The sequence below is a fragment of the Bradyrhizobium sp. AUGA SZCCT0105 genome (assembly GCF_018129565.1).
GTDB lineage: Bacteria > Pseudomonadota > Alphaproteobacteria > Rhizobiales > Xanthobacteraceae > Bradyrhizobium.
Genome location: NZ_JAFCMK010000006.1, coordinates 376,643 through 398,478, shown reverse-complemented (window position 1 = coordinate 398,478; position 21,836 = coordinate 376,643). Strand labels below are relative to the sequence as shown.

General features: G+C 65.6%; 17 protein-coding genes. 11 read left to right on the top strand and 6 right to left on the bottom strand.

Translation table 11 applies throughout. The annotated features are described in order from the left end of the window. Positions 1–50: 50 nt before the first annotated feature. The 5 genes from JQ573_RS27930 to JQ573_RS27910 all read left to right on the top strand — a co-directional run bounded on the left by JQ573_RS27930 (position 51) and on the right by JQ573_RS27910 (position 7,281). Entirely contained in the window at positions 51–1,952 is a 1,902-nt protein-coding gene (locus tag JQ573_RS27930) for a peptidylprolyl isomerase (protein ID WP_212314751.1), read from the top strand. A 70-nt stretch (positions 1,953–2,022) separates the two neighbouring features. Then, complete coding sequence (gene trpD / locus JQ573_RS27925) at positions 2,023–3,036, top strand: anthranilate phosphoribosyltransferase (protein ID WP_212314753.1); 1,014 nt, start codon at positions 2,023–2,025, stop codon at positions 3,034–3,036. A gap of 11 nt (positions 3,037–3,047) precedes the next feature. Further along, entirely contained in the window at positions 3,048–3,869 is an 822-nt protein-coding gene (gene trpC / locus JQ573_RS27920) for an indole-3-glycerol phosphate synthase TrpC (protein WP_212314756.1), read from the top strand. A gap of 4 nt (positions 3,870–3,873) precedes the next feature. Next, a complete protein-coding gene (moaC, locus tag JQ573_RS27915; RefSeq protein WP_212314758.1) occupies positions 3,874–4,389 on the top strand; it encodes a cyclic pyranopterin monophosphate synthase MoaC in 516 nt (171 codons plus the stop codon). Between the two features lie 159 nt (positions 4,390–4,548). Further along, positions 4,549–7,281 (top strand): EAL domain-containing protein, encoded by a 2,733-nt coding sequence (locus JQ573_RS27910; protein WP_212314760.1) that lies wholly within the window; start codon positions 4,549–4,551, stop codon positions 7,279–7,281. A 177-nt stretch (positions 7,282–7,458) separates the two neighbouring features. Here the strand turns inward: JQ573_RS27910 and JQ573_RS27905 are convergent, their stop codons facing one another. From JQ573_RS27905 to JQ573_RS27880, 6 genes are all read right to left on the bottom strand, one after another. Then, complete coding sequence (locus tag JQ573_RS27905) at positions 7,459–8,808, bottom strand: S41 family peptidase (RefSeq protein WP_212314762.1); 1,350 nt, start codon at positions 8,806–8,808, stop codon at positions 7,459–7,461. 184 nt (positions 8,809–8,992) lie between these two features. Next, a complete protein-coding gene (locus tag JQ573_RS27900; RefSeq protein WP_212314764.1) occupies positions 8,993–10,180 on the bottom strand; it encodes an NADH:flavin oxidoreductase/NADH oxidase in 1,188 nt (395 codons plus the stop codon). Between the two features lie 134 nt (positions 10,181–10,314). Beyond that, complete coding sequence (locus JQ573_RS27895) at positions 10,315–10,587, bottom strand: hypothetical protein (protein WP_212314766.1); 273 nt, start codon at positions 10,585–10,587, stop codon at positions 10,315–10,317. 173 nt (positions 10,588–10,760) lie between these two features. Beyond that, a complete protein-coding gene (locus JQ573_RS27890) occupies positions 10,761–11,777 on the bottom strand; it encodes an ABC transporter substrate-binding protein (protein ID WP_312011652.1) in 1,017 nt (338 codons plus the stop codon). A gap of 285 nt (positions 11,778–12,062) precedes the next feature. After that, complete coding sequence (locus tag JQ573_RS27885) at positions 12,063–12,974, bottom strand: amino acid ABC transporter substrate-binding protein (RefSeq protein ID WP_212314768.1); 912 nt, start codon at positions 12,972–12,974, stop codon at positions 12,063–12,065. A gap of 110 nt (positions 12,975–13,084) precedes the next feature. After that, complete coding sequence (locus JQ573_RS27880; RefSeq protein ID WP_212314770.1) at positions 13,085–14,017, bottom strand: DUF3280 domain-containing protein; 933 nt, start codon at positions 14,015–14,017, stop codon at positions 13,085–13,087. Positions 14,018–14,238: 221 nt separating this feature from the next. On the opposite strand from JQ573_RS27880, the gene JQ573_RS27875 reads away from it, so the two are divergent. The 6 genes from JQ573_RS27875 (at position 14,239) to lexA (ending at position 21,713) form a co-directional block, all read left to right on the top strand. Further along, positions 14,239–15,648, top strand: a complete 1,410-nt coding sequence (locus JQ573_RS27875) for a sensor histidine kinase (RefSeq protein ID WP_212314772.1) — start codon at positions 14,239–14,241, stop codon at positions 15,646–15,648. Then, positions 15,645–16,307 (top strand): response regulator transcription factor, encoded by a 663-nt coding sequence (locus JQ573_RS27870; RefSeq protein WP_212314774.1) that lies wholly within the window; start codon positions 15,645–15,647, stop codon positions 16,305–16,307. The genes JQ573_RS27875 and JQ573_RS27870 overlap by 4 nt, the downstream gene beginning before the upstream one ends. Before the next feature lie 265 nt (positions 16,308–16,572). Further along, complete coding sequence (gene thrS, locus JQ573_RS27865; protein ID WP_212314776.1) at positions 16,573–17,775, top strand: threonine--tRNA ligase; 1,203 nt, start codon at positions 16,573–16,575, stop codon at positions 17,773–17,775. Between the two features lie 1,138 nt (positions 17,776–18,913). Then, positions 18,914–19,552, top strand: coding sequence for an HAD family phosphatase (locus JQ573_RS27860; RefSeq protein WP_212315460.1), 639 nt, complete (start codon positions 18,914–18,916; stop codon positions 19,550–19,552). A gap of 13 nt (positions 19,553–19,565) precedes the next feature. Further along, positions 19,566–20,777: a gephyrin-like molybdotransferase Glp gene (gene glp, locus JQ573_RS27855; protein ID WP_212314777.1), complete on the top strand. Its 1,212-nt coding sequence runs from the start codon at positions 19,566–19,568 to the stop codon at positions 20,775–20,777. A gap of 231 nt (positions 20,778–21,008) precedes the next feature. Then, positions 21,009–21,713 carry a transcriptional repressor LexA gene (lexA, locus tag JQ573_RS27850; RefSeq protein ID WP_021079225.1) on the top strand — a complete coding sequence of 235 codons (705 nt, stop codon included), beginning with the start codon at positions 21,009–21,011 and terminating at the stop codon, positions 21,711–21,713. Positions 21,714–21,836 lie beyond the last annotated feature (123 nt).

Here is a 21,836-nt window from a genome sequence, read left to right as displayed (position 1 = left end):
GTCCCACTTGGGTACGACCCGGTTCCCCTCCTGTAAAACAAGTTGGACCCATGCTTCGAGGAATGCGGAAAGCCTCATCAAACTGGCTCGGCAAGACGATTATGGCCGTCGTGATGGGCGTTTTGATCGTCAGTTTCGGAATTTGGGGCATTGCCGACATCTTCAAAGGGTTTGGCCAGTCGACCTTCGCCAAGGTGGGTGGGACCGAGATTTCGGCCGAGCAGTTCCGCCAGATCTATACCGACCGCCTGCAGCAGCTTGGCCGCCAGTTCGGCCGTCCGCTGACCCCGGACCAGGCGCGCGCCTTCGGGATTGATCGCCAGGTACTGCAGCAGACCCTCGCGGAGGCCGCGCTGGACGAGGAAGCGCGCCGCATGGGCCTCAACCAGTCCGATGCCGAGGTGCTGCGCACGATCTACAACGATCCGAACTTCAAGGGCCTCAACGGCCAGTTCGATCCGCAGCGCTTCCAGTCCGTGATCCGCAACTTCGGCTACACCGAGGGCCGCTACATCGCCGAGCAGCGCCGCGTCGGCCTGCGGCGGCAGATCGCCGGCACCATCTCGTCCGGGATCGAGCCGACCAAGGCCGTGGTCGAGGCGCTGACCCGTTTCCAGAACGAGCAGCGCTCGATCGACTATGTCGCGCTCGGCGCCGCGCAGGCCGGCACCATCGATCCGCCCTCACCCGAGGCGCTCGCCGCCTATTTCGAGGACCATAAGGTCCAGTTCCGCGCGCCCGAGTACCGCAAGATCGCCTTCGTCGCGATCACGCCGGAAGAAATCGGCAAGTGGGAGACCGTGTCCGACGAGGATGCCAAGAAGATCTTCGAGGAGCGAAAGGACCGGCTCAGCACGCCGGAGAAGCGCGAGGTCTCGCAGATCGTGTTTCCGGACGCCGGTGAGGCGCAGGCCGCCCGCGCCCGCATCACCTCGGGCGCCTCGTTCGACGACATCGCCAAGGAGCGCAAGCTCAATCCCGCCGACGTCAATCTCGGCCTGGTCGCGAAGTCTGCGATCCTCGATCCGGCCGTCGGCGACGCCGCCTTCTCCCTGCCCGCGGGTGAAGTCAGCCAGCCGGTCCAGGGCCGCTTCGGCGTGGCGCTGGTCAAGGTCGGGAAGATCGAGCCCGGCGTGACCCCGAGCTATGAGGGCCTTGCGCAGCAGGTGAAGAACGAGATCGCGACCGAGCGCGCCCGCGCCAAGGTCGCCGAGCTCCGCGACAAGATGGAAGACGAACGCGGCGGCGGCTCCAGCGTGATCGACGCGGCGCAGAAGCTGAAATTGACCGCCATCACCATCGACGCGATCGATCGCTCGGGGCGTCTGCCGAACGGCCAGGTCGCGTCAAACATCCCGCGCGGCCTCGACGTGGTGTCGCAGGCCTTCAACAGCGATGTCGGCGTCGACAACGATCCGATCCAGTTCAACAACGGCTATGTCTGGTACGACGTGCTCGGCGTCACGCCGTCGCGCGAGCGCACCCTCGACGAGGTCCGCGACCAGGTCGAGGCCAAGTGGCGCGAGGACCAGATCTCCGCCAAGCTGCGCGCCAAGGCGACCGAGATGGTCCAGAAGCTCGACAGCGGCGCCAAGCTCGCCGACGAGGCCACGGCGGCCGGCGTCAAGGTCGAGACCGCTGCGAACTTCCGCCGCGAGGCCACGCTGCCCAACGTGCCGGCCGGCGTGATCGCGGCCGCGTTCCGCACCGCCAAGGACAGCGACGGACAGACCTCCGCGGCCGGCGGCAGCCAGTGGGTGGTGTTCCGCGTCACCGATGTGACGGTGCCCCCAGTCGACTTCGCCTCCAACGAGGTCAAGCAGCTCAGCGAGGCGCTGCGGCGCTCGTTGAGCGACGAGCAGGTCGCGCAATATGTCGCGAAGATCGAGACCGACATCGGTGTGACCGTCAACCAGGCAGCCTTCGCACAGGTGACAGGCGCGAATAATTGAGCATGATCTGGACAGCGCGGCGACGCGCTGCTCGGCGACCAAGCTCCAACACCAGACCCTGAGCCAGCGAATGGACGACCTGAAATCGATCATCGGAAAAGTCGCCACCGGCGCCACGCTGACGCGTGAAGAGGCGGCGTCCGCCTTCGACAGCATGATGTCGGGCGAAGCCACGCCCTCGCAGATGGGCGGGCTGTTGATGGCGCTGCGGGTGCGCGGCGAGACCGTCGAGGAGATCACCGGCGCGGTCAGCGCGATGCGCGGCAAGATGCTGCGGGTCACCGCACCGGCGGAGGCCGTCGACATCGTCGGCACCGGCGGCGACGGCTCGGGCTCGGTCAACGTCTCGACCTGCGCGGCCTTCATCGTGGCCGGCGCCGGCGTACCCGTTGCCAAGCACGGCAATCGCGCGCTGTCGTCGCGTTCGGGCTCGGCCGATGTGCTGGCTTCGCTCGGGGTGAAGATCGACCTGACGCCGGCGCAGGTCGGGCGCTGCGTCAAGGAAACCGGCATCGGCTTCATGTTCGCGCCCTCGCATCATCCGGCAATGAAGAACGTCGGCCCGACCCGGGTCGAGCTCGCCACCCGCACCATCTTCAACCTGCTCGGGCCGCTCTCGAACCCGGCCGGCGTCAAGCGGCAGATGGTCGGCGTGTTCTCGCGGCAATGGGTGCAGCCGCTGGCGCAGGTGTTGAAGAACCTCGGCTCCGACAAGGTCTGGGTCGTGCACGGCTCTGATGGCCTCGACGAGATCACCCTCACCGGCCCGACCTTCGTCGCCACGCTCGAGGACGGCGAGATCAGGACATCAGAGGTGACGCCTGAGGAGGCGGGCCTCGGCCGCGTCGGCGGCGAGGCGCTGAAGGGCGGTGATGCCGATGCCAATGCGATCGCGCTGTCGAGCGTGCTCCAGGGCAAGCCCAGCGCCTATCGCGACGTCGCTTTGCTCAACGCGGCCGCCGCGCTGATCGTGGCCGGCCGTGCCAAGGATTTGAAGGAAGGCGTGGCGATCGGCGCCCAGTCGCTCGACAGCGGCGCGGCCGCTGCGCGGCTGAAGCATCTGGTCGCGGTTTCCAACGGTTGAGCACGCAGATCATGTCTGACATCCTGACCAAGATCGAGACTTACAAGCGCGAGGAGATCGCCGCCACGAAGCGCGCGCGTCCGCTCGCCGAGGTCGAGGCGCAGGCGAAGTCGGCCTTGGCTCCGCGCGGCTTCGTACGTGCCCTCAAGGACAAGCATGCACGCGGCGACTACGCCCTGATCGCGGAAGTGAAGAAGGCCTCGCCCTCGAAGGGGCTGATCCGTGCCGACTTCGATCCACCCGCGCTCGCGAAAGCCTATGAGGCCGGCGGCGCGGCGTGCCTGTCGGTGCTGACGGACGCGCCCTCGTTCCAGGGTCATCTCGACTTCATGGTCGCGGCCCGCGCGGCAACCAATCTGCCGGTGCTGCGCAAGGATTTCATGTTCGACACCTATCAGGTGGCGGAGGCGCGCGCCCATGGCGCCGACTGCATCCTGATCATCATGGCCGCGCTCGACGATGCCGCGGCCAAGGACATCGAGGACACGGCACTCGGCTATGGCATGGACGTGCTGATCGAGATCCACGACCGCGCCGAGCTCGACCGTGCCCTGAAACTTCGCTCGCCGATGATCGGCGTCAACAACCGCAATCTGCGCACCTTCGAGACGACGCTCGCGACCAGCGAGGCGCTGGCGCCGCTGATCCCCGCCGACCGCCTGATGGTCGGCGAGAGCGGCATCTTCACGCCTGACGATCTCGCCCGCCTCGAGCGCGTCGGAATGTCGACCTTCCTGGTCGGCGAGAGCCTGATGCGCCAGCAGGACGTCACCGCGGCCACCCGCGCCTTGCTGACGCGGCGGACGGCACCGCGCGCTACCGGCACGCGCTGACGCGATGGCGCGCAAGACCAAAGCCGGATCGAAAGGACCCGTCGCCGCCCTCACCCATATCGACGCCAAGGGCGAGGCGCGCATGGTCGACGTCTCGGCCAAGCCCGCGACCGAACGGACCGCCGTTGCCGAAGGTCGCGTCCTGATGAGCAAGGCAACGCTGGCGCTGATCGAGTCCGGCCAGGCCAAGAAGGGCGACGTGCTGGCGACCGCGCGGATATCAGGCATCATGGCGGCGAAGCGCACTTCTGAATTGATCCCGCTCTGCCATCCGCTGGCGCTGACCAAGGTCACGATCGATATCGCAGCCGACGAGAAGCTGCCCGGCTGCATCGTCCGCGCCAGCGTCAAGGTGACGGGGCCGACCGGCGTCGAGATGGAGGCGCTGACCGCGGTTTCGGTCGCCTGCCTGACGATCTACGACATGGTCAAGGCGGTCGACCGCGGCATCCGGATCGAAGGCATTCACCTCGTCGAGAAGATCGGCGGCAAATCCGGGCACTATCGCGCAGCCGAGTGATCGCGACCGATGCGCAGGGATGGCCCTCCGCGAAGACGCGCAACCATTCGTTAACCAATCTCGCTAACCCGCGCTCCATCTCGTTTGGATACGACTTTCGCGGGCCGGAGGTGCACGAAAGCTACTTCCGGGTGAAACGCCTGGAAGCGATAGTGTCAGATGAAGCAAAACGGCAGCGCCTCGTTCAACGTCACCTCGGTGATCGGCAGCGGTCCGATCCGCTGGCTGATCCTTGGCGGCGCCGTGCTGATGGCCGCGATCGCGATCGGCGCCACCCTGATGGCCGAGAATTTCCGCGAGCGCGCCTTGCACAACAGCGAGCGCGAGCTCGAGAACACCGTGCTGCTGCTGGCACGGCATTTCGACCAGCAGTTCGACGACCTCGAGGTGGTCCAGCGCGACCTGATCGCGTTCATGCGCGACAACGGCATCGCGACCCCGGAGAATTACAAGCGCCGGATGTCCGCCGCCGACATCCATGCGATGCTCAAATCCAAGATGGACGCGCTGTCCAATGTCGGCAGCCTCAACGTGTTCGACGCCGACGGCGCGCTGATCAACAGCTCGGGTGCCTGGCCTTTGCCGCAGGCCAACATCGGCGATCGCAGCTACTTCCAGATTTTCAAATCGAGCCCGTATTCGCCCGACATGCAGGTCGTGCCGGTGGTGAGCCGCGTCAACGGAAGGTGGACCACCGTCATCGTCCGCAAGGTCACCGGTCCGCATGGCGAGTTCCTCGGCGTGGTCGGGCGCGGCATCGAGCCCGCAACCTTCGAGAAGTTCTTCTCGACCGTTGCGCTCGGCGAAGGCGCCGCGATCTCGATGCACCATCGCGACGGCACGCTGCTGGCGCGCTATCCCCATGTCGAGGACATGATCGGGAAGAATTTTCGGAGCGGCCCGGTCGGTCAGCAGAAGGTGTTCGAGCTGCCGCAGAGCACCTCGCGATTGACCAGCCCGGTCGACGGCAAGGACCGCCTGGTGTCGTCGCGGGCGCTCACCAAATTCCCGATCGTCGTCGTCGCCACCACCACCACGGACGCGGCGCTCGCCAACTGGCGCGAGCAGATCGGCATCCTGATCGCGGTGACCGCAGCATCGGTGCTGGCGATCGCGATCCTGCTGACGCTCGTGGTGCGCAAGCTGTTGCAGCAGCACCGCACCCAGCAGCAGCGCCTGACGCTGGAGAAGCTCCGGCTCGACACCGCCGTCAACAACATGACGCAGGGGCTGTTGCTGTTCGATGCCGCGCAGCGGCTGGTGATCTGCAACAAGCGCTATATCGAGATGTACGGATTGTCCGCCGACGTCATCCGGCCCGGCTGCAGCTTCCGCGACGTCATCGTGCATCGCCACCTGACCGGCTCGTTCCAGGGCGACGTCGAGCGCTACGTCAATCTCGTGCTGCGCGACGTCGGCATCCGCAACACCATGGTGATCGTGACGCCGGACGGGCGCTCGATCCAGGTCGTCAATGAGCCGCTGGCCGATGGCGGCTGGCTTGCGACCCACGAGGACGTCACCGAGCGCCGCCGCGCCGAAGAGCGCATCACGCATCTTGCCCACTATGATGCGCTCACCGACCTGCCGAACCGCGCGCTGTTCCACGAGGAGATCAAGCGCGAGCTGCCGCATGTCGCCCCCGACAGCCAGCTCGCGGTGCTCTATATCGACATCGACGAATTCAAGGGCGTCAACGACTCGCTCGGCCACATGGTCGGCGATGAACTACTCAAGTCCGTTGCACGGACGTTATCCGGCGTAATCGGCGACGGCGATTTCGTCGCCCGGCTCGGCGGCGACGAATTCGCGATCGTGCAGACCGGCGTGAAGAACGAGGTCGAGGTCACTGACCTCGTCGCGCGCATCTACGAGGTGATCCGCTCGCCCTATCAATGCCTCGGCCACCAGGTCACGACCGACGCCAGCATCGGCATTGCGCTGGCGCCGAAGGACGGCACCGATCTCGACCAGATACTGAAGAACGCCGACCTCGCGATGTATGCGGCGAAGTCGGCCGGCCGGCGCGTCTCGCGCTTCTTCGAACCGGCGATGGACGCCGATGCCCGCGCCCGCCGCGAGCTCGAGGTGGAGCTGCGGCAGACCATCGCCGCGGGCAGCGGGCTGGAAGTGTATTACCAACCCTGCGTCGACCTGCGCAGCAACGAGATCACCGGCTGCGAGGCGCTGGTGCGCTGGCGCCATCCGGTGCGCGGCATGATCTCGCCGGCCGACTTCGTGCCGATCGCGGAGGAAACCGGCCTGATCAACCAGCTCGGCGAATGGGTGCTGATGACGGCCTGCAAGGAAGCGGTGAACTGGCCCGATCACATCAAGCTCGCAGTCAACGTCTCGCCGGTCCAGTTCCGGACCGGAACGCTGGCGCTCAAGGTGATCGCGGCGCTGGCGGCATCGGGCCTGTCGGCGGGCCGGCTGGAGCTCGAGATCACCGAGGCGGTGCTGATCCGCGACGACGAGACGGCGCTGGCCGCGCTGCACCAGCTCCGCGCCATCGGCATCAGGATCGCGCTCGACGATTTCGGCACCGGCTATTCGTCGCTGAGCTATTTGAAGCGCTTCCCGTTCGACAAGATCAAGATCGACCGCTGCTTCGTCACCGATATCGCCGATCCGCAAGGTTCGGCTGGCATCGTCGAGGCCGTCGTCAACATCGCCGCCGAGCGCAGCATGACCACGACGGCGGAAGGCGTCGAGACCGCACAGCAGCAGCAATTGCTGCGCGAGCTCGGCTGTTCGGAAATGCAGGGCTATCTGTTCAGCCCGCCGAAGCCGGCCGCCCAGATCCGCGAGCTCTTGGCCGGACATCGCCGTGGCCCTGCTGCGGGTCCGGGCGTCACGCGCCGGCGGAGGCCTGTCGCCGGCGCGGCGTAACGCTTCTCGGACGTCGCGAGCCCGAAGCGGGCGTCTGTATAATTTCGGAATATTGGAAAAATACCCTGAAATTGCCCGACGTGTCAAATTGCCTGGTCGAGCGCCAGCCACCACCGGCTACTTTGCATGGGGTTGTTTTCGATATTTTGGCGGCTGCGTAGCCGGATGGGTCAAGTTCTAGTTCGGCACCGGCCGCTTCTGCGCGGCCTTGTCCGCGTTCTTGGCGTCGGCGTTCACGGTGACGCCGCGCAGCTGGTTGAACGCCGCGGCCAGCGCCTTGTCGTTCTTCTCGTCCGGCGGCACGTAGGATTGCGAGCCGGTCTGCTCGACGCCCTCGGCGGAGAGGTGGCCGCGCATCGAGGCTTCGCCCTTGATCTCGGAGCGGGTCTTGAACTCGTCCGGCACGTCCTGCAGCACCTCGATGTCGGGCTTGATGCCAAGCGCCTGGATCGAATGGCCCGACGGGGTGAAATAGCGCGCCGTGGTCAGCGCCAGCGCGCCATTGCCGGCGCCGAGCGGAATGATTGTCTGCACCGAGCCCTTGCCGAACGAGCGGGTGCCGATCAGGGTCGCGCGCTTGTGGTCGTGCAGCGCGCCGGCGACGATCTCCGAGGCCGAAGCCGAGCCGCCATTGATCAGCACCACGAGCGGCTTGCCCTTCGTCATGTCGCCGCCATGGGCGGTGAAGCGCTGGGTCTCTTCCGGATTGCGGCCGCGGGTCGAGACCACCTCGCCCCGCTGCATCAGCGTCGAGGTCACCGAGACCGCCTGGTCCAGCAGGCCGCCCGGGTTGTTGCGGAGGTCGACGACATAGCCGTCGAGCTTGTCCTGCGGGACCTGCTTCTGGATCTCGCCGATCGCCTTGCGCAGGCCTTCGGTGGTCTGCTCGTTGAACGAGGTGATGCGGATATAGCCGATGTCGCCGCCTTCGACGTGATACTTCACCGGGCGGACGCGGATGATCTCGCGGGTGATCGAGACTTCGATCGGCTTGTCGGCGTCCTTGCGGATGATCTTCAGCCGGATCGAGCTGTTGGGCGCGCCCTTCATCTTGTTGACGGCCTGGTCGAGCGTCAGGCCCTGAATCTGCTCATCGTCGATCGAGGTGATCACGTCGCCCGACATGATGCCGGCGCGCGAGGCCGGCGTGTCGTCGATCGGCGCCACCACCTTGACGAAGCCGTCCTCCATCGTGACCTCGATGCCGAGCCCGCCGAACTCGCCATGCGTGGTCTCCTGCATCTCCGCCCAGCCCTTCTCGTTCATGTAGCGGGAGTGCGGATCGAGCGAGGAGATCATGCCGTTGATCGCCCCTTCGACGAGTTTGGAGTCCTCGGGCTTCTCGACGTAGTCGGTCTTGATCTTCTCGAACACCTCGCCGAACAGGTTGAGCTGCGAATAGGTGTTGTCGGCATGCGCGGCGGCATTGGCGACGGCGAACAGATGCGCCCCCTGCGGCGAGGCCACGAGCAGGGTGAGACACGCCCCCGCAACCGTCCCGAGGAAGAAGCCAACATGTTTGCGCATTATCCGCGATCCTTTTCGCTATCGGCCGGCCACGTTCCGCAACGTTCACCTGCCCCACCCCGACGGGGGCACCACACAACGGCTTTTTGGTCGGATCAAGGCCGCCACGTCACTGGACCATTACGGTCCTGTCACGATGCCCTGGTCAGCCCCAAATCAGCATTTAGTCACCCCAAAGCCGGCCTCAAGTCAGCTCCCGGTCGGCCTCTGGCCCAGCCTCCCGCAACCCGTTCTGCCAGGTCGATGGCCGAGTCCCGAATCCGCGCTTGGCCCGCGTGCCCAACCAATAGCCAAACTGCGGAGGAACATTGCGAAATGGCCCTTCAACCCCGAGTTTTAGCGCGGCGTCCATCGGCCAGTTTGGGTTATTGAGGATCTCCCGGCCGACCGCGATCAAATCTGCTTGTTTATCGCGCAGGATTTGCTCGGCCTGGTCACCATGGATGATCAGGCCGACCGCCATGGTCATGATATCGGCATGCCGGCGCACATATTCCGCCAGCGGCACCTGATAGTTGTATTTGATCTCCTTGCCCAGGATCGGCGCCATCTCGCTGATTCCCCCCGACGAGCAGTCGATCACGTCGACGCCCTTCCCCTTCAGGATCGCCGCCAGCCGCGCGCTCTGCTCCGGTCCCCAGCCTGCATTGTCCTCGACCGACAGCCGCACGAACAGCGGCTTGTGATCCGGCCAGTGGGCGCGCACGGCCTCGGTGACCTCGATCAGGAAGCGCATCCGGTTGGCTTCCGAGCCGCCATATTGGTCGCTGCGCTGGTTCGAACGCTCCGAGAGGAATTCGTGCACGAGATAGCCATGGGCGCCGTGCAGCTCGAGCACCTCGAACCCGGCCTCGTGCGCGCGGCGCGCCGCCTGCCCCCAGGCCGCGACGAGGTCCTTCACCTCGTGCGTTTCCAGCGCCCGCGGCACCGGCCAGCGCTCGCTATGGGCGATCGCGCTCGGCGCCACCGGCGTCCAGGCGTCCCAATCCTCGATTGCGGCGCTGCGTTCGAGCGGACGGTCGCCCTCCCAGGGGCGGCTTGCGCGGGCCTTGCGGCCGGAATGGCCGAGCTGGATGCCGGCCACCGCGTTCTGCTGCTTGATGAAGCTGACGAGCCGGCTGAGCGGCGCGACGAACTTGTCGTCCCAGATGCCGAGATCGCCGATCGTCCCGCAACCGCGCCGCTCGACCTTGGTCGATTCGACGATCACGAGACCGGCGCCGCCGGCGGCGAACTTGCCGGCATTCATCAGATGCCAGTCGGTCGGAAAACCCTTCTCGGCGGAATACTGATGCATCGGCGGCACCACGATGCGGTTCTTCAGCGTGACGCCGCGGATGGTCATCGGCGAAAACAGCAGCATATCGGACATCGCTTCCTCACCTCACGTCGTTACCCGGCACGCGGGACCGATCTTGTGTTTGCCGCCGACGATACGCGCCGCGCGACGGCCGATAGAGGCACGCGGCGCGCAACACCGAGGCGACATCGATCAACGAGCTGATCCTACTGAGCGGGCTTCCGGTTCGCCGACAGGTCGGTCGGGCAGTCTACCCCGCATGCGATCGCTTTCTTCTGGTCGGCAACGCGCCAGACCAGCAGCGCGACCAGGACGATGATGGTGACGGTGAGCTTGGCCAACGTGTCGTGATTCAATTTCGGCTCCGGGCAACAATCAGCATGAGCGACAATCATCCGTTGCAAACAAAACTGGCCCGGCCGCTCGGAGGCCGTGCCCGGCCCGTTGACCAGACCCGCATTCGAACTGCCCACCATCATGGTACGGACCTGGCGCGGCCTGCAAGCTTTCCGGCCCGCATGGCAGCACGGCACAAGCCGGCGGCGATCGCGCTGGAACTTTCTCGTCTGTTTGGCGATGAAGAATGCCGCGATCTCCGGGAACCTGCCCGTCGATCACCTAGCCCATATGGGCTAAATCCTCACGACGGCCGTCAACTCCGCGCGAGCCTTGCTGCGCCCGCGGCGATCGCGTCGTTGAAGCTCGTATCCCAGAATTTTCCGACCTCCGCGCGGGCGTCGAGCACGCCGAGCTTGAGGAAGGTGTCGGCAACCTTCTGGTGGGTCTCCGGCACATCAGGCGTTACACCAGCCAGCGAGAAGTCGTCGCTGCGGCGGGCGAACTGGTCGAGAATGTCCTGCAACGGAAGATGGGTTTCGGCGACCTGCGCCGCTGCATACAAGGGAAAATTCTTGTTAGCAAACGCATAGGCGCGCTGGATGCGCAGCAACAGATCGCTCACGGCCGCGTGGCGCAGCGGATCGTCGACCGCCTTCGGATTGGCGTAGATCGGGAAATTGCCCGAGAGATAGCCGACGCCGGTCTTGAGCAGCCGCGCGCTTTGCTTGGCGATGGCGAGCTGCCCGTTGTAGCCATAGATCGCCCAGGCATCGAGCTTGCCGGAGGCGAATGCCGAGTAGCCGTCGGACGGCGTCAGATTGATGGCCTCGATATCGCTGAACGCGAGCCCGGCCTCCTCGAGCTGTTTCGCGAGGAAGTAATGCGCCGTGGTCGCGCGCACATAGCCGACGCGCTTTCCCCTGAGGTCGGCGATCGAGTGGATCGGCGCGTCCTTTGCCGCCACCGTGACCTGGATGTTGAGATCCTCATGGGTGACGGCGATGAAGCGCACCTTGGCGTTCTGGCGCGCGGCGAACATCGCCGGAATCTCGCTGCCCGAACCGACGTCGAGCGCATCGCCGTTCAGGGCCTCGATGTGGAGCACCCCGTTGTTGAGCTCCTTCCATTCGATCCTGTAGGGCGTCTTGTCCTCGCCGGCGGCCTGCAGCAGCGGACGCCAGCCGCCCTTGTAATACGCCACCCGCAAGGTGACGCCGCCGAGATCGGCGCCCCCGCCCGCCGCGGTTTCCGCGCGCACGCCGCCGGCAACCAGACCTCCGGCGAGCACGCCGAGCACAGAACGTCGCGAAAAGACAAATGGCGTGGTCACCGGCTTAGGCTCCTGATCAGAAATCGCTACGCCGCAAGCTTAGGAGAAATCCCGCCGATGTATATGAGACGCAATTTCGTTTTTCGCCGCGCGCGCGAAAAGCCGTTCCAAGGATTGACGGCTTGGCGCGGAAAACAATATCCGACGACGAAACGTAGCCCGGATGAGGGCAGCGATATCCGGGGCCGCTCTCTCAGTTTGCGGTGACTCCCCCCATGTCGCGGAGCCGGTCATCGGGCGTGCGTTCGCGCAACCCGTTGGCTCATGCGGGCGACTGCAGCTGCGCTACTTCGCGATCTCGTACACGTCGGGATCGAAGCTCGAGCTCGGATGGGCGAATGCATTCTTCAGTGCCGGCGAGATCGGGACGTTGTAGTTGATGCCGTTCGGCGGCGTCGGCTGCTCCAGCCACTTCTTGTACATGGCCTCGATCTCCGGGCCCCGGTAGAGCTCGGCCGTCGCGCGGTCGGCGAGCGCCTTGAACGGCGCGTCCTCCCGGCGCAGCATGATTCCAAAGGGCTCGGCCTTCGAGAAGGCCTCCTCGCTGATCATGTAGAGCGCCGGCTGCTTGGATCGCGCGATCGCCACCGCAAGCTGCACATCGTCGAGCGCGTAGGCTTGGGCGCGATCGGTCTCCAGCATCAAAAACGCCTCGGCCTGGTCCTTGGCCGGCTGAACGTTGATGCCGAGCTTGCGTTCGGTGTTGACCTTGATGAGCTGGGTGAGGTTCACCGAGCCTGCAACGGCGGTGACCGACTTGCCCTTGAGGTCGTCGATGGTGTTGATGCCGGCGGACTTTTTGGCGGCAAATCGCGTCGCGCTCAGGAAGTGCGAGTTGGTGAAGGTCACCTGCTTCTGGCGCTCGGCGCTGTTGGTGGTCGCCGAGCAGTGCAAATCGATCGTGCCGTTGACCATCAGCGGGATGCGGTTCGACGACGTCACCGGCAGATAGTCGACCGCGATGTCGGGCATACCCAGCTCTTTCTTCACGGCATCGACGATCTTGAGGCAGATATCGAGCGCGAAGCCGATCGGCCGCTGATTGTCGTCGAGATAGCTGAAGGGAACGGAGGCCTCCTGAAAGCCGAGCGTAACCTTCCTGGTCTCCTTGATCTTTTGCAGCGTGCCCGATGGCTCTTCGGCCGCCACGGGGCTTGCAGCGAGCGTGAGCGCGAAAAGGACGGCGGGCAAACGCATCGGCGGCTCCTGTGCGGTGATCGGATGGCGGTGATAGCCCACACACAAGCCCGGCGATAGAAGATGATGTATCTATCAGCTATCGCGCTTTGCGATGGTCCGGATCGCTACTACTGCGCCCCGCCCGCGAGCAGGTGGTCGCCGACCAGGTGAACCGCGCCGCGGGTCCAGGAATAATCGGCGCCCATCCGTAAGCCGCTGTCGCCGCGCGAGACGACCGCGCCGCTGCGAGCGTCGCGCACCTGGAAACCGACCGTGTATTCGGTCCGGCTGACCCGCCTGATCACGCCGATCAGCGATTGATCGGCGCCGAGCTGTTGCGCGATCGCGGCTTCGCAGCCGTCGCAGTCGCGCAATGACCGCGCCTTGACGGGATCGGCCATCGCGCCGCCGGTATCGACCAGGCGGTAGCGGCCCGATTGCGCAAGCCGGTCGCGGACGCCCTGAGTGACATCGGCCAGCGTGGCGGCATCGGAGCTGGCAAGACCGGATGACGGTGCCGCGGAATTGTCCTCGAGCTCGAACGCGAACACCGCAAGCCCGATCGGCGCCACGGCGGCGGCCTGTGCCGTCGGCAGCGCAGCGGCAAGAACGGCGCGCACCTCGCGCGACACGAACATCCGCGCATGGTCCCAGGCCTCGTCATTGTCGCCACGAAATGTGTAGAGCTTTTCGTACAGAACACGGCTCGCGCCGACATCGATGACGGCCACCTTGGCCCACTGGATCAGCGTACTCATCTTCTGCACGCCGCCGACCACCCTGATTTGGGCCTCGCCCTTGGGCGCCGGGGGCGCGACCAAGCGATAGCGCGGCTCCGCGGCAATGTCGGCGCGGAGCGCGGCCATGAACGCATCCAGCCGCTTCTGATGCGCAGCGGTCTGATCGATCACCTCACCGGAGGTGTCGACATAGCTGAAATCATCGATGCTCACGCCAAGCGGCGGAGCCGCGGCAACGCCGGCCTCGGCGTGCAGCGGACAAGATCCGGCCAGAAGGCCGATCAACGCGAGGACGTGCACGACGAGGCAGGACTGGCGCATGATCGGGCCTTTCAGGGCTGATGCGGGTCGATCGCAGCCTAGGCCGGCCAGCATCCGCGCCGCAGCGGAACGCCTCCCGGCCGTTGCCGGGAAAATTTCACGACCGTGGTCAGTCCCCAAGGCAGTGCTTCTCGATGCTTCCGTTCTGCCGTTTAATGGGCATGACGGCCCTGCCCGCAACCACGCGCCGAAGGTCGTCTGCGACCTCGGAGGATACGCCGATGTGGAATTGGTCCGGAAGCGATCTGAAGCTGCGGCTGACGTTGCGTGTGGCTGCGGTGTCGATGCTCTGCTTTGCCGCGATCTCCGGCTACTTCCTGATCGAGGCCGACCGCTCGGTGCGCGCTAGGATCGCTGCCGTTGCCGATGTCGCCGCCAGGACACTGGAGCTGCAGCAGAGCAAGATCCAGTGGCTGAACAATCCACGCTCCGATTTCCCCGATCTCGACAGCGTTGCCGCCTCGGTCATGGCGCCCGGCCTGTGCCTCGCGTTTCGCAGCAATAGCGGCGAGATCAGCCAGCGCTTCTGCGGCGGCACGCAGACCGATACGGCCGTGCCGCCGCAGGCCTTTGCGGCGCTCTATCGCCGCCTGTTCGATCCCGGCCGGGAGACCGTGCGCCCGGTGATTGCGCGCGGCCAGGCGATCGGCGAGGCCGTGGTCTGGGTCGATCCGGCCGTGCTGACGACGGAAGCCTGGCACGACGCCGGCCGGCTGATGGCGGTGCTGATGCTCGCGCTGCCGCTGCTCTGCGCCCTGGTCTATGCGGCGCTGTCGCGTGCGCTGCGTCCGACGCGGCTGATCCGCGACGGGCTCGAGCGGATCGCCGCAGGCGACCTCGCCGCACGCCTGCCGCCGTTCGATCTCGCCGAATTGTCGGCGATCGGCGACGTCTTCAACGATCTCGCCGAGCGCCTCGCCACTGCGCTCTCCGACCGCAACGCGCTGACGCAGAAACTGATCGTGGTGCAGGACGAGGAGCGCCGGCATCTGGCGCGCGAGCTGCACGACGAGTTCGGGCAATCGCTGGCCGCGATCCGCGCGCTCGCCGCCTCGGCGCGCCTGACCGCGGTGCAGGATTGCCCGCCTTTGCTCGCCGAATGCGACGGCATCGCGCGGACCGCGACCGACATGATGGAGACGCTGCGCGGCGCCCTCTTCAGGTTGCGCCCGCCCGATGTCGACGAACTCGGCCTTGCGTCCAGCCTGGAGGGCCTGATCGCCGGCTGGAACGGCCGCAGCCGGGGACAGCCGCGGTTCGAGATCGCCATATCGGGATCGTTCGAGCGCATCCCCGCCTCCACCGGCGCCAACCTCTACCGTATCGTGCAGGAGGCGCTCACCAACGCAGCCAAGCACGCCGGCGCCACGCGCGTCATGCTGCGGCTTGAGATGCGCGAGACGGCTTCGGCCGGCGGAGGCAGCGAGATCGTGCTCGCGATCGACGATGACGGCCGGCCGGGTGATCCACCGGTCAAGTCCGGCATGGGCCTGCTCGGCATGCGTGAGCGGGTCGCCGCGCTCGGCGGGCGGCTGAGCTTCGAGGCCGGACAGTCCAACGGCGCTTCGCTGCGTGTCAGCGTTCCCGTCGCGGCCGGTCCAGAGGCCGCATTTGTGGAACGCGCGGCATGAGCAATACGGCGCGAACCATCATGCTGGTCGACGACCACGCCGTCGTCCGCGAGGGCTACCGGGCGATGCTGCAGAAACAGCCTGGGCTCTCGGTCGTCGCCGAAGCCTCCGACGGCGTCGAGGCCTACCGCCTTTACAAGGAAACCGGGCCCGACCTCGTCATCATGGACCTGTCGATGCCCGGCATCGGCGGCATCGAGGCCATCCGTCGCCTCAGGCAGTGGGACAAGCGGGCAAAGATCCTGGTGTTCACCATGCACCAGAACGCGGCGTTTGCCGTGCAGGCGATCCGCGCCGGCGCGAGCGGCTATGTCACCAAGACCAGCCCGCCGGAGACGCTGGTGCATGCCGTGATGGATGCGCTGTCGGGCAAGATCGCGATCAGCCCGGATATCGATCACGAGCTCGCGCTCAGCCACCTCGCCGGCGAGAGCGCCGCCGCCGACCTCCTGACTGCGCGGGAATTCGAGGTGCTGCGCATGCTGCTGGCGGAGAAGACCACCGACGAGATCGCCGAGGCGCTGCATCTCAGCCCGAAGACGGTCGCGAACCTCCATTCCCTGATCAAGGACAAGCTCGGCGTAGGCACGGATATCGAGTTGGTCCGCCTCGCACTCCGGCAAGGCATCCTGACGCAGAACGATCTGGGCGAACCGTGAGCCCGCATCGCCGAATGACTGAGGCTGCCCCACAGCCGTTCTCGTGTTACGGGCAGGTTGACGAGACCGGGGAGACAATCCAGAATAGCGATATGCGCAACATCTGTTCCATATCCTCGACCACCGCGACGACCAGCCTTGGCGGGTCGTCTCCTGGTCGTATGCGGTAACAGACTGCACGACCAGACAAGGCCCCGCCGGCGACGGACGGGGCTTTTTTCATGCGCAAACTCGTCCGCGCTGCTTCCAATCAGGAGAGCAAGCTATGGACGATCTCGATCACAGAAGCCTCGGAACGCATCTCGATCTTTGGCACATCCAGGAGGATGCGCCAGGGATGGTGTTCTGGCATCCGCGTGGCAACACGCTTTATCGTGTGCTGGAGGACTACATCCGCCGGAAAATGCGCCGCTTGGCCTATGCCGAGGTTCGAACGCCCCAGCTGCTGCCTCGCGAGCTCTGGATTCAAAGCGGCCATTGGGAGAAATTCGGCGCGCACATGTTCGGTTTTGCCGACGGCGAGCGCGCAATGGCGCTCAAGCCGATGTCGTGTCCCTGCCACGTCCAGATCTTCAACAAGGGCCTGCGTTCCTGGCGCGACCTGCCGCTGCGCTACGCCGAGTTCGGCGTCTGTCACCGCGATGAACCGTCGGGCTCGCTGCACGGACTGATGCGCACGCGCGGCTTCGAACAGGACGACGCCCATGTGTTCTGCCGCGAGCAGAACGTGCCCAACGAAGTCGCCCGCTTCGTTGCGCTACTGTCTGAAGTCTATGCCGAGTTCGGCTTCCCGGCGCCCGAGGTGTCGCTCTCCACCCGGCCGGCCGCGCGCGCCGGCTCGGACGAATTATGGGATTGGGCGGAAGCGACCCTTGCCGCGGCCGCGCGCCGATGCGGCCTGTCGTACACGATCCAGCCCGGCGAAGGCGCCTTCTACGGGCCGAAGCTGGAGTTCGCGCTGCGCGACCGGCTGGGCCGATCCTGGCAATGCGGAACGGTTCAGCTCGACAGCGTTTTGCCGGGCCGTCTCAACGCGTCCTATGTCGGACCGGACGGCAATCGCGCGATCCCGGTGATGATCCACCATGCCGTATTCGGTTCAATCGGTCGCTTCATCGCGATGCTGCTTGAACATCATGCCGGCGCGCTGCCGTTCTGGCTGTCGCCCGACCAGGTCGCGGTCGCGCCGATCTCGCGTGATCACTCCGAATACGCGGTCAAGGTTCTTGATGCGCTCGAAGCTGAAGGCGTCAGAGGCGTCCTGTTCGCCAGCGCCGACACCCTGTCGCGACGGATCGTTGCCGCGCATGAGGCGAGTATTCCAGTCGTGGCGGTCGTCGGGCAACGCGAAGCGCAACAAGGAACCGTGAGCCTCCGCGAGCGCCCCGGGGCCGTCTCCGTTTTGCCGCTGGCTGACGCCGTTGAGGCGCTTCGAGCGCGTGCTCGTCCGGGCAAGGACGCCGAGTGAACTCGCTGCGCGTTGCCCGCTGTGCCGGGAGCTCCGCGACCCAAACAAAGGGCCCCAGCGAGGGGGTACACGCTGAGGCCAGAGCAACTTGGTCACACCATCCTAGACCTCGCCCCGGCGCTTTCCTTTGCTCCTTCGGAGTTACCGGATTCATACGGGTCGAAGACTGAACCTTATTGCTCGCTCGCGCGTATCCATAACGTCAGGATTTTGCCATTCCTCCTGGGGCTAGAACCAACGCCGCCCGTCGTATTTCAATGCGGGCGGCGTTGCGCGTTTCTGGCCCGGAACGAGAGGAGACCGAGCGCGCCCGCGCGGCTGACATGGATGAAAGTTCCCGGGCAGGAACCGGAACGGATATCAGCCGACGTGAGTTGGACAGCATGATCTTGAAGGATGGAGCATCATCGCCGTGAGCCGAAAAACCCTGCAGGCACGTTCAGAGCAGGCGCTCGTCGTCGTCATCCTCAGCACCGGCGCGCTCATCGCCTACCTCGGCCTGGCGCTTTCCAGGATATGAGAGGTCTGCCCGGCAAGCAGCAAGTCGCTGCGCATCGAAGCCCGTAAGCCCAATCACTGATGTGCCCGGCGCAAGCCCCGCAGCAAAATTTCTTCGCTTTATCCGAAGTACAATTCATTGCTCGGTCCCATGGGTGCCATCGGCATCGGGCTTTCCCTGCGCCCTCTTCAAGAGAGACGGCGAAACGAAGAGCAAGGCTCGGGCAAATGATGTCGCGAGAGTGCGAAGCTGCGTCCTCACTCCAACTGTCATCGCCTGGCCTGAACACCTGACCGGGCGATCAAGTACGCTGCGGCTTCTCGATTCAAGCACCGGCGTCTCTGGAATACTGGATCGCCCGGTCAAGCCGGGCGATGACACCGAGATGAAGTACGCAATGACAGTGCGTCATATCGCGCGAGAACCATCCTCATCGTCGTCCTGGCGAAAGCCAGGACCCATTACCCCAAGTGCCCATTGTTGCGCGACGCTGGGGTCACAGCCCTCATTAACAACACGCCCCTGTGGTTATGGGTCCCTGCTTTCGCAGGGACGACACCCCGCTGCCTTCGTCGCATGCCTGCCGCACAATCGGGGACATTGCCGCCCGCCCGCAATTCTCGTACACGGTTTCACGCAATGACCTCGCAACTCTCTCCCGATTCCGTCGACGTGCTGCTGTTCGATATCGGCCGCGTTGTGCTCGACATCGACTTCGAGAAGGTGATGGCGCACTGGGCGTGGCATGCCGGCTGCGCGCCGGCCGACCTCGCCACGCGATTTGTCGTTGACGACAGCTTCAAGCATCACGAGATCGGCCGGATCGACGACGCGGCGTTCTTCGAAAACCTGCGCCGGACGCTCGGCGTCAACCTCACCGATGCACAGTTCCTCGAAGGCTGGAATGCGATCTTCACCGGCGAGATGCCGGGGATTGCACCCCTGCTCGCCACCGCCGCCAGGCGGATGCCGCTCTACGCTTTCTCCAACACCAATCCGGCGCACGTTGCGCATTTCTCGGTCATCCATGCCGAGCTGCTCAGCCATTTCCGCAACGTTTTCCTGTCCTCGACGATCGGATTTCGGAAACCCGACGCCGAGGCCTACGATCATGTGGTAAAAGCCGTCGGCGTGCCGGCGTCGCGGATCCTGTTCTTCGACGACCTGGCCGCCAACATCGAGGGCGCGCGGGCGCGTGGCCTTCATGCCATCCACGTGACATCGACGGATGACGTGGCGAGGGCTCTGACTGCACTTGGTATTGAACATTTGGATTGAAGGAGCTCCGAGCGTGGCCCTGATGCCGGTTGCCGATGCCCTGTCCGCCGTCCTCGCCGGCGCCGAACCGCTACCGGAGGAGATGGTCGCGCTCGATGCCGCCTACCACCGCACCCTGGCGCGCGACCTCGCCGCGCGGCGCACCCAGCCGCCACAGCCGATGTCGGCGATGGACGGCTATGCCGTGCGCGCGGCCGACGCTGGTGATCTGAAGGCCCGGCTCAGGGTGATTGGCGAAGTCGCCGCCGGCCGGCCGTTCGAGCGCACGGTCGGCGCCGGCGAAGCGGTGCGGATCTTCACCGGCGGCGTGATCCCCCATGGCGCCGACGCCGTCATCATCCAGGAAGACACTGCCGTCGACGGCGACCACATCACGATCACCGAGCTAGCTGCCGCCGGACGGCATATCCGCCCGGCCGGCGTCGACTTCCGTGAAGGCGACGTGCTGCTCGATGCCGGCAGCCGCCTCTCCGATCGCGCGCTGTCGCTGGCGGCCGCCATGAACTATCCGGACCTCGCGGTGCACCGCCGTCCGAAGGTCGCGGTGCTGGCGACCGGCGACGAGCTGGTGATGCCGGGCTCGACGCCCGGCCCCGGCCAGATCGTCTATTCCAACGGCTATGCGCTGCGGGCGCTGGCGCGCGCCGAAGGCGCCGAGACCGTCGATCTCGGGATTGCCGCCGACACGGTGGAGGCCACCACCGCCGGCATCCGCCGGGCCCGAGAGACGGGTGCCGACATCCTGATCACGACCGGCGGCGCCTCGGTCGGCGACCACGACCTGGTCAAGCAGTCGCTGGAGGCCGAAGGCGTCGAGATGGCGTTCTGGCGGATCGCGATGCGGCCCGGCAAGCCGATGATGCATGGCCGGCTCGGCGCGATGCGGGTGATCGGCCTGCCCGGCAATCCGGTGTCCTCCTATGTCTGCGCCTTCCTGTTTCTGGTGCCGTTGATTCGGGCGCTGAGCGGCCGAAAAGCTGTTCATCATCGCCGCGAGAGCGCATTGCTCGGCCGCGACATCGCCGCCAACGACCAGCGCGAGGACTATCTGCGCGCCCGCCTCGAGGAGCGCGAGGACGGCACGCTGATCGCAACGCCTGTCATGCAGCAGGACTCGTCGCTGCTCGGGAATCTCGCTGCGGCACGGGCACTTCTCGTGCGTCCGCCGTTTGCGCCCGCCGCCGCCAAAGGCAGCCAATGCGAGATCCTGACACTGCCCAAGTGACAGCGCAGACCGCATCGCTTGTGCGCTCGCCGGATGCGTTCACCGGAAATTAAGTGGTTGCGGAACACATATCGAACATATAGTGTCCGTTCATGATTTGTTTCGAGTACTGGTGTGTACAAATGGGAGGCCGCGAGGGAGCGCTTGTGATGAGCACCGTGCTCCTGAGGTCTGGCCCCGCCTGAAAAGTCTCGGAATCGAACGACGCTACCAACCGGGGGAATACTCGAGATGCTCACGCGCAAACAGTACGAACTTCTGCGTTTCATCAATGAACGTCTGAAGGAGGCCGGCGTACCGCCCTCGTTCGACGAGATGAAGGATGCGCTCGACCTGCGCTCGAAGTCCGGAATCCACCGCCTGATCACTGCGCTGGAGGAGCGCGGCTTCATCCGCCGCCTGCCCAACCGCGCCCGCGCCATCGAAGTCATCAAGCTGCCCGAACTCTCGGCCGGCGGCGGCAACGGCCGCCGCGGCTTCACGCCGAGCGTGATCGAAGGCACCCTCGGCAAGCGCACCAGCACGCCGCCGATCGCCGAGGACGACGGCAACCGTCCGGTCGCGGTCCCCGTGATGGGCCGGATCGCCGCCGGTACGCCGATCGAGGCGCTGCAGACCCGCAGCCACACCATCAGCGTACCGCCCGACATGCTCGGCGCCGGCGAGCACTATGCGCTGGAAGTGCGCGGCGACTCGATGGTCGACGCCGGCATCCTCGACGGCGACATGGCGCTGATCCAGCGCAACGACGTCGCCAACACCGGCGACATCGTGGTGGCACTGATCGACGAGGAGGAAGCCACCCTGAAGCGCTTCCGCCGCCGCGGCGCGTCGATCGCGCTGGAGCCGGCCAACACCGCCTATGAAGTGCGCATCCTGCCGCCGAACCGGGTCCGCATCCAGGGCAAGCTGATCGGCCTCTATCGCAAATACTGAATTTCAAATACTTGCGGCGGCGGGGAACGAGCAACACATCGGATCGTTCTTTGAAAGATAGCGTAACGTGCAGCCTGCCCGACGCGCTCCGATACCTCTCGCGCAGCGTCGCGTGTTTGTGAT

Coding starts and splice junctions, on each gene's coding strand:
- JQ573_RS27930 (WP_212314751.1), top strand. CDS start 51: ATGCTTCGAGGAATGCGGAAAGCCTCATCAAACTGGCTCGGCAAGACG.
- JQ573_RS27905 (WP_212314762.1), bottom strand. CDS start 8,808: ATGCGCAAACATGTTGGCTTCTTCCTCGGGACGGTTGCGGGGGCGTGT.
- JQ573_RS27895 (WP_212314766.1), bottom strand. CDS start 10,587: ATGATGGTGGGCAGTTCGAATGCGGGTCTGGTCAACGGGCCGGGCACG.
- JQ573_RS27885 (WP_212314768.1), bottom strand. CDS start 12,974: ATGCGTTTGCCCGCCGTCCTTTTCGCGCTCACGCTCGCTGCAAGCCCC.
- trpC (WP_212314756.1), top strand. CDS start 3,048: ATGTCTGACATCCTGACCAAGATCGAGACTTACAAGCGCGAGGAGATC.
- JQ573_RS27900 (WP_212314764.1), bottom strand. CDS start 10,180: ATGTCCGATATGCTGCTGTTTTCGCCGATGACCATCCGCGGCGTCACG.
- JQ573_RS27880 (WP_212314770.1), bottom strand. CDS start 14,017: ATGCGCCAGTCCTGCCTCGTCGTGCACGTCCTCGCGTTGATCGGCCTT.
- JQ573_RS27860 (WP_212315460.1), top strand. CDS start 18,914: ATGACCTCGCAACTCTCTCCCGATTCCGTCGACGTGCTGCTGTTCGAT.
- lexA (WP_021079225.1), top strand. CDS start 21,009: ATGCTCACGCGCAAACAGTACGAACTTCTGCGTTTCATCAATGAACGT.
- trpD (WP_212314753.1), top strand. CDS start 2,023: ATGGACGACCTGAAATCGATCATCGGAAAAGTCGCCACCGGCGCCACG.
- JQ573_RS27910 (WP_212314760.1), top strand. CDS start 4,549: ATGAAGCAAAACGGCAGCGCCTCGTTCAACGTCACCTCGGTGATCGGC.
- JQ573_RS27875 (WP_212314772.1), top strand. CDS start 14,239: ATGTGGAATTGGTCCGGAAGCGATCTGAAGCTGCGGCTGACGTTGCGT.
- moaC (WP_212314758.1), top strand. CDS start 3,874: ATGGCGCGCAAGACCAAAGCCGGATCGAAAGGACCCGTCGCCGCCCTC.
- thrS (WP_212314776.1), top strand. CDS start 16,573: ATGGACGATCTCGATCACAGAAGCCTCGGAACGCATCTCGATCTTTGG.
- JQ573_RS27870 (WP_212314774.1), top strand. CDS start 15,645: ATGAGCAATACGGCGCGAACCATCATGCTGGTCGACGACCACGCCGTC.